At 70.8% G+C, this 14,107-nt stretch carries 12 protein-coding genes; 11 read left to right on the top strand and 1 reads right to left on the bottom strand.

Annotated features, from left to right (window positions below; genetic code table 11):
• Nucleotides 1-52 precede the first annotated feature (52 nt).
• The 7 genes from BIU90_RS01400 to BIU90_RS01365 all read left to right on the top strand — a co-directional run bounded on the left by BIU90_RS01400 (nt 53) and on the right by BIU90_RS01365 (nt 9,318).
• A complete protein-coding gene (locus BIU90_RS01400) occupies nt 53-880 on the top strand; it encodes a PhzF family phenazine biosynthesis protein (protein ID WP_071298447.1) in 828 nt (275 codons plus the stop codon).
• 126 nt (nt 881-1,006) lie between these two features.
• Nucleotides 1,007-2,362, top strand: coding sequence for an extracellular solute-binding protein (locus BIU90_RS01395; protein ID WP_071298446.1), 1,356 nt, complete (start codon nt 1,007-1,009; stop codon nt 2,360-2,362).
• A 194-nt stretch (nt 2,363-2,556) separates the two neighbouring features.
• Nucleotides 2,557-3,420 carry a carbohydrate ABC transporter permease gene (locus tag BIU90_RS01390; protein ID WP_254786901.1) on the top strand — a complete coding sequence of 288 codons (864 nt, stop codon included), beginning with the start codon at nt 2,557-2,559 and terminating at the stop codon, nt 3,418-3,420.
• Between the two features lie 71 nt (nt 3,421-3,491).
• Entirely contained in the window at nt 3,492-4,322 is an 831-nt protein-coding gene (locus BIU90_RS01385) for a carbohydrate ABC transporter permease (RefSeq protein WP_139195056.1), read from the top strand.
• 34 nt (nt 4,323-4,356) lie between these two features.
• A complete protein-coding gene (locus BIU90_RS01380; protein WP_071298444.1) occupies nt 4,357-7,464 on the top strand; it encodes a glycoside hydrolase family 38 C-terminal domain-containing protein in 3,108 nt (1,035 codons plus the stop codon).
• Between the two features lie 248 nt (nt 7,465-7,712).
• A complete protein-coding gene (locus tag BIU90_RS01370) occupies nt 7,713-8,462 on the top strand; it encodes a histidine phosphatase family protein (protein ID WP_071298442.1) in 750 nt (249 codons plus the stop codon).
• Nucleotides 8,452-9,318, top strand: a complete 867-nt coding sequence (locus tag BIU90_RS01365) for an NAD(P)H-hydrate dehydratase (protein WP_071298441.1) — start codon at nt 8,452-8,454, stop codon at nt 9,316-9,318. Before BIU90_RS01370 ends, BIU90_RS01365 begins: the two co-directional genes overlap by 11 nt.
• Nucleotides 9,319-9,359: 41 nt before the next feature.
• On the opposite strand, the gene BIU90_RS01360 is transcribed toward BIU90_RS01365, so the two are convergent.
• Nucleotides 9,360-9,797 (bottom strand): YdeI/OmpD-associated family protein, encoded by a 438-nt coding sequence (locus tag BIU90_RS01360; protein ID WP_071298440.1) that lies wholly within the window; start codon nt 9,795-9,797, stop codon nt 9,360-9,362.
• A gap of 195 nt (nt 9,798-9,992) precedes the next feature.
• Between BIU90_RS01360 and BIU90_RS01355 the strand changes: the two genes are divergently transcribed.
• From BIU90_RS01355 to BIU90_RS01340, 4 genes are read left to right on the top strand one after another with little or no spacing between them, the layout of a single operon-like run.
• A complete protein-coding gene (locus BIU90_RS01355; protein WP_071298439.1) occupies nt 9,993-11,135 on the top strand; it encodes an ABC transporter substrate-binding protein in 1,143 nt (380 codons plus the stop codon).
• Nucleotides 11,136-11,140: 5 nt separating this feature from the next.
• Nucleotides 11,141-12,106 carry an ABC transporter permease subunit gene (locus BIU90_RS01350; RefSeq protein ID WP_071298468.1) on the top strand — a complete coding sequence of 322 codons (966 nt, stop codon included), beginning with the start codon at nt 11,141-11,143 and terminating at the stop codon, nt 12,104-12,106.
• Nucleotides 12,103-13,026: an ABC transporter permease gene (locus tag BIU90_RS01345; protein ID WP_083403584.1), complete on the top strand. Its 924-nt coding sequence runs from the start codon at nt 12,103-12,105 to the stop codon at nt 13,024-13,026. The genes BIU90_RS01350 and BIU90_RS01345 overlap by 4 nt, the downstream gene beginning before the upstream one ends.
• The gene (locus BIU90_RS01340) at nt 13,023-14,093 is read left to right on the top strand and encodes an ABC transporter ATP-binding protein (protein ID WP_071298438.1); all 1,071 of its coding nucleotides are present in this window, start codon (nt 13,023-13,025) and stop codon (nt 14,091-14,093) included. The genes BIU90_RS01345 and BIU90_RS01340 overlap by 4 nt, the downstream gene beginning before the upstream one ends.
• Nucleotides 14,094-14,107 lie beyond the last annotated feature (14 nt).

Raw genomic sequence — 14,107 nt, 5'->3', positions numbered from 1 at the left:
CCAGCTGGCACCGAGCCTCCAGACCGTTGACGGCCCGCGATACGGTCGAGGGATGGTCGACGTCCTCCGGTACACCGCGTTCGCAGCCGAGCCGGACGGCGGGAACCCCGCCGGCGTCGTCCTCGATGCGAACTCCCTGACCGACGCGGACATGCTCCGCATCGCGGCCGAGGTCGGGTACTCCGAGACCGCCTTCGTCACCGGCACCACCGACGATGCGGTGTCCGTCCGCTACTTCTCGCCGGATGCGGAGGTGCCCTTCTGCGGCCATGCCACGGTCGCCCTGGCGGTGGCGCTGACCGAGCGGCAGGGCCCCGGCGACCGGGTGTTCGCCACGGCGGCCGGAGCCGTGGCGCTCGAGACCTCGCGGGCAGCGGACGGCACGGTCCAGGTCGCGATGACGAGCGTCGAGCCGGCCACGCGCCCGTTCGAGCCGGACGCCCTGTTGCAGCTGCTGGGCCTGACCGCCGCCGACATCGCCGAGGGTCACCCGCTGCTCGAGTCCTTCGCGGGGAACTGGCACCCGGTCGTGGTGCTGGCGGACCGGGAACTGTTCCACCAGTTCCGGTTCGCTCCGGAGCCGCTCGCCGAGCTCATGCGCGAGCGGGGCTGGTCGGGGACGGTCACCGTGCTGCACCCGACGGGTCCGGGGGAGTACGAGGCGCGCAACCTGTTCCCGGTCGGGCGCATCACGGAGGACCCGGCGACGGGGTCGGCCGCGGCGTCCACGGGGGCCTATCTGCGTGCTGTCCACATGGCGGTGCCCGGCGACCGGATCGTGATCCGCCAGGGGCGGCACGTCGGGCGTCCGAGCATCCTGCTCGTCGACGTCCCAGCGACCGGTGGCATCACGGTGCGGGGCGGCGCGACGCGCATCTGACCCCAGCCGATCGGCGCATCGCGGCCGAACCGTGACGATCGCCTCTTGACAACCAATAAGTCAATACGGTGGACTAACTGCGCAGCGCGGGCACAGTGGCCCGCGAATCCGTGCAAAGGAGCACCGATGAAACGCACCCGCATCATCGCTGGACTCGCAGCCGTGGCCGTCGCCGCGGTGGGTCTCGCAGGCTGCTCGAGCTCGGGGTCCGCCTCGAGTGACACCATCAAGATCGCCTACCAGAAGTTCGGCGCCTTCCAGCAGCTCGACGCCCAGATGAAGACCGTCAAGGCCGAGTACGAGAAGGCGAACCCGGGCAAGAAGGTCACGCTGGTCCCGATCCAGGCGCAGGAGAACGACTACTACACGAAGCTCGCGCTGATGAACAAGGCGGCCGCCACCGCGCCGGACGTCATGTACGAGGACACCTTCCTGGTCAAGGCCGACGCCCAGGCCGGCTACCTGCTGCCGCTCGACAAGTACACGGCGAAGTGGAAGGACTGGGACCAGTTCTACGACAACGCCAAGCAGGCCGGTCAAGGCGTGGACGGCAAGACCTACGGCATCCCCATGGGCACCGACACCCGTGCCCTCTGGTACAACAAGGACATCTTCAAGAAGGTGGGTCTGCCGGTCCCGTGGCAGCCCAAGACGTGGGACGACGTGCTCGCCGCCGCGAAGACCATCAAGGAGAAGGACCCGGGCGTCATCCCGTTCAACATCTACTCCGGCAAGGCCCAGGGCGAAGCCTCGACCATGCAGGGCTTCGAGATGCTGCTGTACGGGGCGGACGGCTCCGGCAACACGCTCTACAAGGACAAGAAGTGGGTCACCGGCTCGAAGCAGTTCGAGGACTCGCTGCAGTTCGTCAAGGACGTGTACCAGGGTGGCTTGGGCCCGACACCGCAGCAGGCGCTCGACACGAACGTCGGCACCACGATCGCGCAGACGTGGCTCCCCAAGGGCCAGCTCGCGATCGACCTCGACGGGTCGTGGCAGTCCGGCACGTGGCTGAAGTCGGGTACCGCGCCGTGGTCCGACTGGTCGAACGTGATGGGCCAGGCGCCGATGCCGACCGAGAACGGCCAGTCGCCTGGGTACAACAGCATGTCCGGCGGGTGGACCCTGGCGGTCGGCAAGAACTCGAAGAACCCGCAGGCGGCCTTCGACTTCATCTCGACGTTCCTCAACAAGGACGGCTCGATGAAGTACGACATCGAGAACTCGCAGATCGCGGTCCGCAAGGACGTCTCCGAGGACTCGGAGTACGACGCATCCAACCCGACGTTCAAGTTCTTCTCCGGGCTCGTGGAACACACGAACTTCCGCCCGGCGACGAGTGACTACTCGCAGATCTCGAACGCCGTCCAGGTCGCCATGGAGTCCGTGATGACCGGTCAGCAGACGCCGAAACAGGCGGCCGCCGCGTACGACGACTCCGTCGTCCAGACGGTCGGCAAGCAGAACACCGTCTCCGGCTGACGCACCACCCACCGGACAGGAGGCGCGGCGGACGTCGTGCCCCGCGCCTCCCGTCCGGTGCTCCCCACCTTCGGAATCCCCCTCCGCACCCGGAAGGCATCCAACCCGTGTCCACCACCCCTCTCGCGCCGACGCTGTCGGCGCCCGGTGCGCCGCAGCGCACCGAACCGCCGGCGCCGCGCAAGCGGCGGCCGCTGCGGAACGCGGGACGAGCGGTCCCGCTCCTCCCCGCCGTGGTCCTGCTCGTCATCTTCCTGCTCGGCCCCGTCATCTCGTCCTTCTACGGGTCGTTCACCAACTCCGCCCTGACCGGTGTCGGCGCCTCCGACCAGCAGTTCGTCGGGCTGAAGAACTACGTCCAACTGTTCCAGGACCCCGACTTCCCGAAGTCCGTCATCCTGACGGTCGTCTTCCTGTTCGCCTCGGCGGTCGTCGGGCAGAACGTGCTCGGCCTCGGGCTCGCGCTCCTCATGCGCAACGCCAACAAGGTCATCCGGTCGATCGTCGGCACCTTCGTGGTCGCCGCCTGGGTGCTGCCGGAGATCGTCGCCTCGTTCGCCGCCTACGCCTTCTTCAACGACACCGGTACGCTCAACGAGTTCCTCGCGCTGTTCGGCATCAAGGGCGCGAACTGGCTGTACACCTACCCGATGCTCGCGATCGTCCTGGCCAACATCTGGCGCGGGACGGCGTTCTCGATGCTCGTCTACTCGGCCGCCGTGCAGGAGGTCCCCGAGGAGATCACCGAGTCGGCCGAGGTCGACGGCGCGACCGGGTGGCAGCGCCTGGTCTACATCACGCTGCCGGTCATCCGCCGCAGCATCTCCACGAACCTGATGCTGACGACGCTGCAGACCCTGTCGGTGTTCACGCTGATCTACGTCATGACCGGCGGTGGCCCGGGCACGAACTCGTCGACGCTGCCGATCCTGGCGTACCAGGAGGCGTTCAAGTTCTCGCAGCTCGGCTTCGGAACGGCGATCGCGACGATCCTGCTCGTGGTCGGTGCCGTGTTCTCGATCATCTACATCAAGGCCCTGAAGCCGGAGGTCGACTGATGGCCATCACCGTTCCCGACCGCCCCACGTCGAACGCCACCCGCTCGGTGACCGCACCCGGCGCGCTCCACATGACCTCGCCGCGCGGCCGCACCATGCGCTGGGTGTCGAACGTCGTGCTCCTGGTGATCGCGGTGTGCTTCGCCGTGCCGCTGCTGTGGCTCGTGTTCGCCTCGCTCGACGCCCAGGCATCGCTGTCGGTGAAGCTGCCGTCGCAGTTCACCCTCGACAACTTCGCGAAGGTCCTGACCCCCGACCTGTCGTTCATCCCGCTCGCGAACAGCCTGCTGCTCTCCGGGGGCACCGCCATCGTCACGGTGGTCGTCGCGCTGCTGGCCGCGTACCCGTTGTCCCGGTACAAGATGCGCGTGAACAAGCCGTTCCTGTACAGCATCCTGTTCGGGACCGGGCTGCCGATCACCGCGATGATGGTGCCGGTCTACGCGTTGTTCGTGTCGCTCAACCTCATCGACAACATCTCCGGCTGCATCTTCTTCCTCGCCGCGACCAGCCTGCCGATGGCGATCTGGATGGCGAAGAACTTCATGGACTCGGTGCCGATCTCGCTCGAGGAAGCGGCCTGGACCGACGGTGCGTCGATGCTCACCACGCTGACCCGGATCGTGCTCCCGCTCATGCGTCCGGGCATCGCCGTCGTGTCGATCTTCGTGTTCATCCAGGCGTGGGGGAACTTCTTCGTCCCCTTCGTCCTGCTGCTCTCCCCGGAGAAGCAGCCGGCCGCCGTCAGCATCTTCAACTTCTTTGGGCAGAACGGTGCCGTCGCCTACGGGCAGCTGGCAGCGTTCTCCATCGTCTACTCGGTGCCCGTCATCGCGCTCTACGTGATCGTGTCCCGCGGCCTCGGTGGGGGCAACGCCCTCGCCGGCGGCATCAAGGGCTGACGTCCAGCGCTCTCCTCGGAAGGAAACACCTGCAATGCACAAGGACGAACCCCTCGTCGAAGCCCGGATCGCCCGCCTGGTCCGCGACCGGGTCGACCCCGCGGTCCACCGCCGGTCCGCCCCCGTGACCGTCGAGGCCTGGGAGGTGCCGGACGAGCCGGTCCCCTTCGACCAGGCCGTCGGCCAGACCTACACGCCGTTCGCGGTCGGCTCGCCGTGGGGTGGCCGGCCCTGGGGCACCACCTGGTTCCACGTGACCGGCACCGTCCCGGACGACTTCGGCACCGCGGACGGCACGGTCGCCGAACTGCTCGTCGACCTCGGCTTCACCCAGCGGCACCCCGGCTTCCAGGCCGAGGGGCTGGCGTACCGCGCGGACGGCACCACGATCAAGGCCATCGAACCGCGGAACAACGCGGTCCCGCTGCCCGTCGGCGCCGGGGGGTCCTTCGAGCTCTGGATCGAGGCCGGGGCGAACCCGGACATCGGCGGCGACTCGTTCCAGGGCGCCACCCCGCTCGGATCGCGGGCGACCGCCGGCGACGAACCGATCTACCGGCTCAAGGCGCTCGAGGTCGTCGAGCGTGACGACACCGTCTGGGAGCTGCAGCAGGACCTCTGGGTGCTGCGCGGCCTGATGGCGGAGCTGCCCACCGACGGCACCCGCGGCGCCGACATCCTGCGCACGCTGGAGCGCGCGGCGGACGCCCTCGACCCGGACGACGTCGCCGGGACCGCCGCCGACGCCCGTGCGGTGTTGGCGCCGGCGCTGGCCGTCCCCGCGAGCGGCTCGGCACACCGCGCGATCGCCGTCGGCCACGCGCACATCGACTCCGCCTGGCTCTGGCCGGTCCGCGAGACCAAGCGCAAGTGCGCCCGCACCTTCTCCAACGTGCTGGACCTGATGGACCGCGACCCGGACTTCACGTTCGCGTGCTCCTCCGCACAGCAGTACGCGTGGATCCGCGACGAGTACCCGTCCGTGTTCGCCCGGATCAAGGAGCGCGTGGCCGAGGGCCGGTGGATCCCGGTCGGCGGCATGTGGGTCGAGTCGGACACGAACCTGCCCGGTGGTGAGGCCCTGGCGCGCCAGTTCGTCGCCGGCAAGCGGTTCTTCCTCGAGGAGTTCGGCATCGACACCCCCGAGGCCTGGCTGCCCGACTCGTTCGGCTACACCGGGGCGCTGCCGCAGATCGTCCGCGCCGCGGGGTCGAAGTGGTTCGTCACGCAGAAGCCCTCGTGGAACGAGACCAACGTCATCCCGCACACCTCCTTCCACTGGGAGGGCATCGACGGCTCGCGCATCCTGACGCACCTGCCGCCCGCGGACACGTACAACTCGGACGTCTCGCCCGCCGACCTGCACCGTGGGGAGCGCCAGAACAAGGAGCGCGGCACCGCGAACACCTCGATGCTGCTCTACGGCTTCGGCGACGGCGGCGGTGGACCCACCCGTGAGATGGTCGCCGCGGCACACCGTCAGCACGACCTGGACGGCTCACCCCGGGTCGACCTCGGCACACCGGCGCAGGTGTTCGAGCAGCTCGAGCAGGAGCTGCCGGTACCCGGAGTGTGGTCGGGGGAGATGTACCTCGAGTTCCACCGCGGGACCTACACGTCGCAGATCCGCACGAAGCAGGGCAACCGCCGCTCGGAGCACCTGCTGCGCGAGGCCGAGCTCTGGGCGACGACCGCGGCCGTCCGGCTCGGGCTGGACTACCCGTACGACGAGCTCGAACAGGCCTGGCACACGGTGCTGCTCCAGCAGTTCCACGACATCCTGCCCGGGTCGTCGATCGCCTGGGTGTACGAGAACGCCGAGGAGAACTACCGGCTCGTCGCCGCGACGCTCGAGGGGCTGATCGGGAACGCGACGACCGCGCTCGCGAACGGTGGCCCCGCGGCGCTCGCCGGGGTCGCGTCCTCGTCGTCGATGGCAGGGTCGGGCAGCGCGCTGCTCGACGCGCCGTCGTCCGACGCCGTCGGCGGCGCCGGGACCACCGGGTCGGTCGTGCGCTTCAACGCCTCGCCGGTGACGGCGGGTCACGCAACCGCCTTGGGAGGTTCCGTCGGCCCGGAGCCGCAGGCCGCGCCTCCCGTCGCGCACGGTGACGGCTTCGTGTTCGACACCGGCGCGGTCACGGCGACCATCGACGCCGCCGGCCACGTCGTGTCGTTCGTCGAGCGCAGCACCGGTCGCGACGCGATCGCGCCCGGTGCGGCCGCCGCCGAGTACACGGTCTTCCGCGACACCCCGAACCAGTGGGAGGCGTGGGACATCGACCGCGCCTACCAGCGCAACGGCAACCCGCTGTCGGCGTCCTCGGTCACGATCGAGGGGTCCACGCTCGTCGTGGTGCGCTCGGTCGGCTCGTCCACGGTCACCACGCGGTACTCGGCCGTCGCCGGGGAACCCGAGCTGGTCGTCGAGACCGAGGTCGAGTGGCACGAGCAGCAGAAGCTGCTGAAGCTGGCGTTCCCGCTCGACGTGCGGGCGAGCACCGCCTCGAGCGAGATCCAGTTCGGCCACATCGACCGGCCGACCCACCAGAACACCTCGTGGGACTACGCCCGGTTCGAGACCAGCGCCCACCGCTGGGTGCACGTCGCCGAGCCCGGGTTCGGCGTCGCCGTGGCGAACGACTCGACCTACGGACACGACATCACGCGAGCGACCCGACCGGACGGCGGCACCACGACCGTCGTGCGCGAGTCGCTGCTGCGCGGCCCGACGTTCCCGGACCCGCACGCCGACCAGGGGCACCACGTGTTCCGCACGGTGCTGCGTGTCGGGGCGTCCGTGCTCGACGCGGCGGACTCCGGGTACCGGCTCAACCTGCCGGTGCGCTCGGTGGCCGGGTCGACCGAGGTCGAGCCGATCGTGGTGGTCTCGTCGCCGCAGGTGTTCGTCGAGGCCGTCAAGCTCGCCGAGGACCGGTCCGGCGACGTCGTCGTGCGCCTGTACGAGGCACTCGGCGGTCGGGCGACCGACGTCGGCGTCGACTTCGGGTTCGACGTCGCGTCGGTCACCCAGGTGGACCTGCTCGAGCGGCCGCTCGAGCACTCGTGGGACGCGGGCGAGCCCGTCGTCCTGACGCTGCGCCCGTTCGAGATCGTCACGCTGCGGGTGCGGCGGGCCTAGACCGCGGCGCCGGACGGACACGGGTGCGTCCGTCCGGCGCCGTGTCGCGCGTCGCGGGGTTGGCAGGCTCCGCACGCGCCGTCCGGCGTGCGGGTCGGTTCCGCGAGGGGCCGACCCGCGCGGTGCGGGTGCGGGTGGGTCCGCACGGGACCGCCCGCAGGTCGGTCCTCGAGGTCGTGGTCGGGTCCTCCCGCACCCCGAGCGCCAGCCTGGTCGTCGTGTGAGCACGCGCGGCCTAGCGTGACGGCATGGCAGTCACCGAGATCTGGCTCGTCCGCCACGGGGAGTCCACCGCGAACGTCGCCGCCGAGCGTGCAGCAACCGCCGGAGCGGACGTGATCGAGGTCGACCACCGTGACGCCGACGTGCCGCTCAGCCCGCTGGGCGAACGGCAGTCCCGGGCCCTCGGCTCCGAGCTGGCCGACCGGGGGGTCGGCGACGTGCCGGTCGCCCTCTGGGTCTCGCCCTACCGTCGCGCGCAGCAGACGATCGCCATCGCGCTGCAGGCCGGCGGTCTCGAAGAACCGCCACGCCGGGTCGACGAACGGCTGCGCGACCGCGAGCTCGGCGTCCTCGACCGGCTGACGCTCACGGGCGTGCGCAACCGCCACCCCGACGAGGAACAACGCCGGCAGTGGCTCGGCAAGTACTACCACCGACCCGCCGGCGGCGAGTCCTGGGTCGACGTGATGGCACGCCTGCGGTCGCTGTTCGTCGACGTCGACCGGCTCGACGGGCCCGTCCGGCTCGTCATCGCCGCGCACGACGCCGTCGTGATGCTCGCCGTCGCGGTGTGCCTCGACCTGGACGAACCCGCCCTGATGGACTTCGCCGCGGAGCACACGGTGGCGAACGCCTCACTCACCCGGCTCAGTCGCAACGACGTCGGACAGCCGTGGTCGCTCGACGAGTTCTCGGCTGTCCAGCACCTCGCCGAGGACGACGAAGCCGAGGTCACCGAGCACAGCGGCCGGAAGGACGACGTCCATGCCCGTTGAGCCGACCCCGGTCACCCCGAACCTGCTCCGGTCGTGGGCGCTCCCCGAGTCCGGGGGCAGCAAGTACGGCCGCGGGCAGGTGCTCGTGGTCGGTGGGGCCGCCAAGACCCCCGGAGCGGCGATGCTCTCGGCGACCGCCGCCCTGCGCGTGGGCGGAGGCCGGCTCACGCTCGCCGTCGCCCGGAGCGTCGCGCTGCACGTCGCGGTCGCGCTGCCCGAATCCGGTGTCCAGCCCCTGGACGAGGACGACGACGGACACGTCGCCGTCGGTGCGGTCCAGGCGCTGTCGGACGACCTGGGCAGCGCCGACGCGGTCCTCGTCGGACCGGGACTCGACGAGCCGAACGGCAGCCGCGACCTCGTGGCCGGCCTCGCCGGGCTGGTCGGCGAGGACGCCGTCGTGGTCCTCGACGCCTTCGCCCTCGGTGTCGCCGCCGACCTGCGCGACGAGCTCGCGCCGCTCCGTGGACGACTCGTGATGACGCCGAACACCGGCGAAGCCGAACGCCTGCTCGAGCACGAACCGACGGACGACCTGTCCGACGCCGTGGAGATCGCCGAACGGTTCGGCGCGGTCGTGTCGCTCGGCGGGATCGTCGCGGCGCCCGACGGACGGACGTGGACGAAGGGGACGGGTGCCGGCGGCCTCGGGACCAGCGGGAGCGGCGACGTGCTCTCCGGAGCGATCACCGGTCTGCTCGCGCGGGGTGCCGACACCGCGCAGGCGACGGTCTGGGCCACCCAGGTGCACGCGGCAGCGGGGGACCGGCTCACGGTGCAGGTCGGCCCGACGGGGTACCTGGCGAGCGAGCTCCTGGCCGAGATCCCGCGCGTCCTCGTCGAGTTCGGCGCCTGACCCCGCGCGGTCCACCACGGCGCGCAACGACGCCGACCCCGCTACCCGCGCAGGGACTCCACGGCCTTGTCGATGCGGCGCTGCCGGGTCTCCGGTGACTTCGCCTGCGCGACCGGGTCCGCCAGCGCCCGCTGCCGGGAGTTCGACAGCGTGTCGAACGCCGCCCTGACACCGGCACCGGCGAGTGCCGTCGCGAGGTCCTCGGGCAGGTCGACCGTGCGCGGCAGCGTGTCCACCTCGAGTGACACCCGCACGGTGTCGCCTGCGCCGACCCCCGACCCCGCGCGGTGCTCGGCGGACAACGGCACCAGGAACTGGTCGCCCATCACGCCGACCGTCGAGCGGTAGGTGTAGCCGCCGTCCAGCGTGACCACGACGGCCGGGCGCTTGCCGGAGCCCAACGCGTCGATGACCTCGGGTGGCACCGGCAGCCCGGTCGCCGTCTTCCGTGCCTGCAGGACCGTCGTCGTGAACTCCACCCGTGCCTCCAGTCCGACCAGTCGCTCGTCGTGAGGAACCGTACAACCGCACCGCGAGTTCCGCCATCGTTCACCACCGCAGCACGGTCCGGACAACGTTCCGGGCCACGATCATCCAGAACCCGCCGCGGCCCGAGCGCCCGACTCGACACGTCCGTCGGGACCCACACCGAACGCACCCGAAAGGCACCTCCCGTGCAGTACAAGCGCACCCTGGCCGGCCTCGCGCTGGCCGCAGCCGCAGTGGTCACCCTCGCCGGATGCTCGGCGTCCAGCTCCGCGTCGACGAGCAGCAGCGACACCGACTGGAAGACCGCGACGAGCGCCCAGGGCGCCGGCGGCATGGACGCCCTGGTCAAGGCGGCGAAGGCCGAAGGGCAGCTCAACGTCATCGCGCTCCCGCCGAGCTGGGCCAACTACGGCAAGATCATCGACGGCTTCACCAAGAAGTACGGCATCAAGGTCAACTCCGCCAACCCGAACGGGTCGAGCGCCGACGAGGTCGCCGCGGTCAAGTCGCAGAAGGGCCAGTCGACGGCACCGGACGTCCTCGACCTCGGCAACGCCGTCATGCAGCAGAACCTCGACCTGCTCACCGACTACAAGGTCGCGAACTGGGGCGACATCCCTGCAAACCTCAAGGACGCGGACGGCAAGTGGACCCGCGACTACACGGGCCTGATGTCGATCGGGTACGACTCGTCGAAGATCAAGACGGCGCCGAAGGACCTGAACGACCTGCTCGGCTCCGAGTACAAGGGCAAGGTCTCGATCGCCGGCGACCCGACCCAGGCGAACCAGGCCGCGTCCGCGGTGTACCTCGCCGCGCTCGAGAACGGCGGCTCGGCCGACGACATCACCAAGGGTGTCGACTACTTCGGCAAGCTCAAGCAGGCCGGCAACTTCCAGAACGTGCTGCCGTCGCAGGCCACGGTCGCGTCGGGTGAGACCCCGGTGGTCATCCAGTGGTCGTACAACAACCTCGCCTGGGGCCCGGCCGCCGGTGCGTCCGGCAACCAGCACTGGAAGACGGTCGTGCCCGAGGGCAAGGCCCTCGCCTCGTACTACTCGCAGGCGATCAGCAAGGACGCCCCGCACCCCGCCGCCGCGCGCCTGTGGCAGGAGTACATCGCCAGCTCGACCGCGCAGAACCTGTACCTGCAGGCCGGCGCCTTCCCGTCGACCCTCGCGGCGATGGAGCAGTCGGGCAAGGTCGACAAGGACGCCCTGCAGGCCGCCGGTGGCTCGCCGAAGAACTCCGTCGAGCTCACCGACGAGCAGGTGACCGCGGCCGCGAAGGTCCTGGCCGCCAAGTGGTCCGCCACGATGGGCTCCTGACCAGCATGACCACCGCATCGGCACCAGGCGCGCCGGCTGCAGCGAGCACCACGCCCGCAGCGACGCTCGTCACGAGCGAGAACGCCGATGCGACGGCTCGACGCGGCGCCGGACCCCGTGTCCGGCGCCGCGTCGGCGTCGCCTGGCTCGGGCTCACCCCCTTCGCCGTCTACGTCCTGCTGTTCCTGGCCGTCCCGGCGCTCATCGCCGTCGGGTCCGGGCTGTTCGACGCGGCCGGACGACCGACCCTGGCGAACCTGGCCGCGTTCACCGACCCGAGCGTCCTGCGCGCGTTCGGCGGCTCGTTCGGCATCTCGGCGGTCTCCGCGGTGATCGGGGGCGTGATCGGCGCGCTCGTCTGCTGGGCGCTCGCCGCGCTCCGCCCCGACGGCCTCGTCCGATCGATGATCGACTCCGCCGCCAGCGTCCTGGCGCAGTTCGGCGGCGTGATGCTCGCGTTCGCCTTCATCGCAACGATCGGCGTGCAGGGGCTCGTCACCGCCTGGCTGGCCTCGACGTTCCACTGGGACCCCAACGCCGGCGGCGCCTTCCTCTACACCGTGCCCGGCCTCGTCATCCCCTACGTCTACTTCCAGGTGCCGCTGATGGTCCTGACGTTCATGCCCGCCCTGGAGGGCGTCAAGACCCAGTGGGGCGAAGCCGCCGCGACGCTCGGCGCGTCACGGGCGACGTACTGGCGTCGGGTGGCGCTGCCCGTGCTCGCCCCGGCGTTCTGGGGATCGCTGCTGCTGCTCTTCGCCAACGGCTTCTCGTCGTTCGCCACCGCCGCCGCGCTCATCTCGCAGGGCGGCATCGTCCCGCTCACGATCCGCGCGCAGCTCACCAGCGAGACGATCATCGGGCTGCAGAACGTCGCGGGCGTGCTCGCCCTCGGCATGGTCGTCGTGATGGCCGTCGTGATGGGCGCCTACTCGCTGCTCCAGCGTCGGGCAGCGCGGTGGCAGCGATGAGCGCGTCGCGTCCGGCGGGCACGTCGCGTCCGGCGGGCACGTCGCGTCCGGCAGGTCCGTCGCGTCCGGCAGGTCCGTCGCGTCCGGTCCGGTCGGGAGGCCCGGCGCGGGTCCCACGCTTCGGCGCAGCCCCGTCCCGTGGCACCGCCGCGGTCGTCCTGGTCGTCGTCGGCGTCGTGTTCGCGGTCCCGCTGGTCGCCCTGGCGCAGTTCACGTTCCGGCAGGGCACCGACGGCGGGCTCACCATGGCCCACTACGCCGCCGTCGCCGACCCGGTGAACACCGCGACCTACCAGCCCGTGTTCGACGGCCTGGGCGCGTCCCTCGTCATCGCCCTGATCGCCGTCGCGATCGTCCTGCTCGTGCTGCTGCCCGCTCAGGTCATCGCGGCGATCCACCACCCGCGGCTCCGACGGATCCTGGAGTTCGTCTGCCTGGTCCCGATCACCGTGCCCGTCATCGTGCTGGTCGTCGGGTTCATCCCCGTCTACCAGGTCGTCTCGCAGGTCTTCGGGTCCGGGGCGTGGACGCTCGCGTTCGCCATCGGGGTGATCGCACTGCCCTTCGCCTTCCGCCCGATCTCGGCCGCGATCACCGCCATGGACCTCATCACGCTGACCGAGGCCGCCCGGTCACTCGGCGCCTCGTGGTGGACGGTCACCTGGCGGGTGCTCCTGCCGAACCTGCGCCGTGGCATCACCGCGGCGTGCTTCCTCACCATCACCGTCGTCCTCGGCGAGTACACCCTCGCCTCGTTCCTGTCCCGCACCACGTTCCAGACCGCGCTGCTGCTCGTGCAGTCGACCGACCCGTACGTCGCCGCGATCTTCTCGCTCGCCGCCCTGGTCTTCGGCTTCGTGCTGCTCGTCGTCATCGGTCGGATCGGACGGCCCCGTCGCGCTCGCAAGGAGTCCGCATGACCACCACCGCCCCCGTCGCTCCCGCCTCGTTGGCCGGCACCGGAGCCGTCGTCGAGCTCGACGCGGTCGAGAAGCGCTACGGCACCCACCGAGCGCTCACCGGGCTGTCCCTCCGCATCGAGCCCGGCGAGTTCCTGTCGCTCCTCGGTCCGTCCGGCTGCGGCAAGACCACGGCACTCCGGGCGCTCGCCGGCCTCGAGGCGATCGACGCCGGCGCGATCCGCATCGACGGTGTCGACGTGGCGGGCACCCCGGCGAACAAGCGCGACATGGGGATGGTGTTCCAGCAGTACTCGCTCTTCCCGCACATGACCGTCCGCCAGAACGTGGCGTTCGGGCTCGAGATGCGCCGCGTCCCCGCGCCGGCACGGCGTGAGCGGGTGGTCGAGGCGCTCGACATGGTGCACCTGGCCGACTTCGCCGACCGGTACCCGCACCAGCTCTCCGGCGGCCAGCAGCAGCGTGTGGCCCTCGCGCGGGCCCTCGTCACCCGCCCGCGCGTGCTGCTGCTCGACGAGCCGCTGTCGGCCCTCGACGCCAAGGTGCGGGTGTCGCTGCGCGAGGAGATCCGCCGCATCCAGACCGACCTCGGGATCACCACCGTGTTCGTCACCCACGACCAGGAGGAAGCGCTCGCCGTCTCCGACCGGATCGCCGTGATGAACGCGGGCAACATCGAGCAGATCGGTACGCCGGAGGCGCTGTACCGGGCGCCGGCGTCGGCGTTCACCGCGGACTTCGTCGGGCAGTCGAACCGGCTCGGTGGAGACCTGCGCGGCGGTGACGTGTTCGTGTACGGGTTCCGCGTGCCCGCGCTCGACCCCACCGCGGCCGACGGCCCCGTGCTCACCTACGTCCGCCCCGAGGACATCGCCTTCGCGTCCGAGGGCGTCACCGGCACCGTCGTGTCCTCGAGCTTCCTCGGGTCCATCCGACGCACCACGGTCCGGCTCGACGACGACACGATCGTCACCGTGCAGCACGAGGTCGGGGACCGTCGGACCACCGGCGACGCGGTCGCGGTCCGTCTGCTCGGCGCACCGGTCGCGGTGGCGCCGGTCACCTGACGGAGGCCGGGCCC

The organism is Curtobacterium sp. MCBA15_001 (genome assembly GCF_001864835.1).
Lineage (GTDB): Bacteria > Actinomycetota > Actinomycetes > Actinomycetales > Microbacteriaceae > Curtobacterium.
The sequence above is the reverse complement of the archived record's forward strand: the minus strand, read 5'-3'. Positions and strand labels throughout refer to the sequence as shown.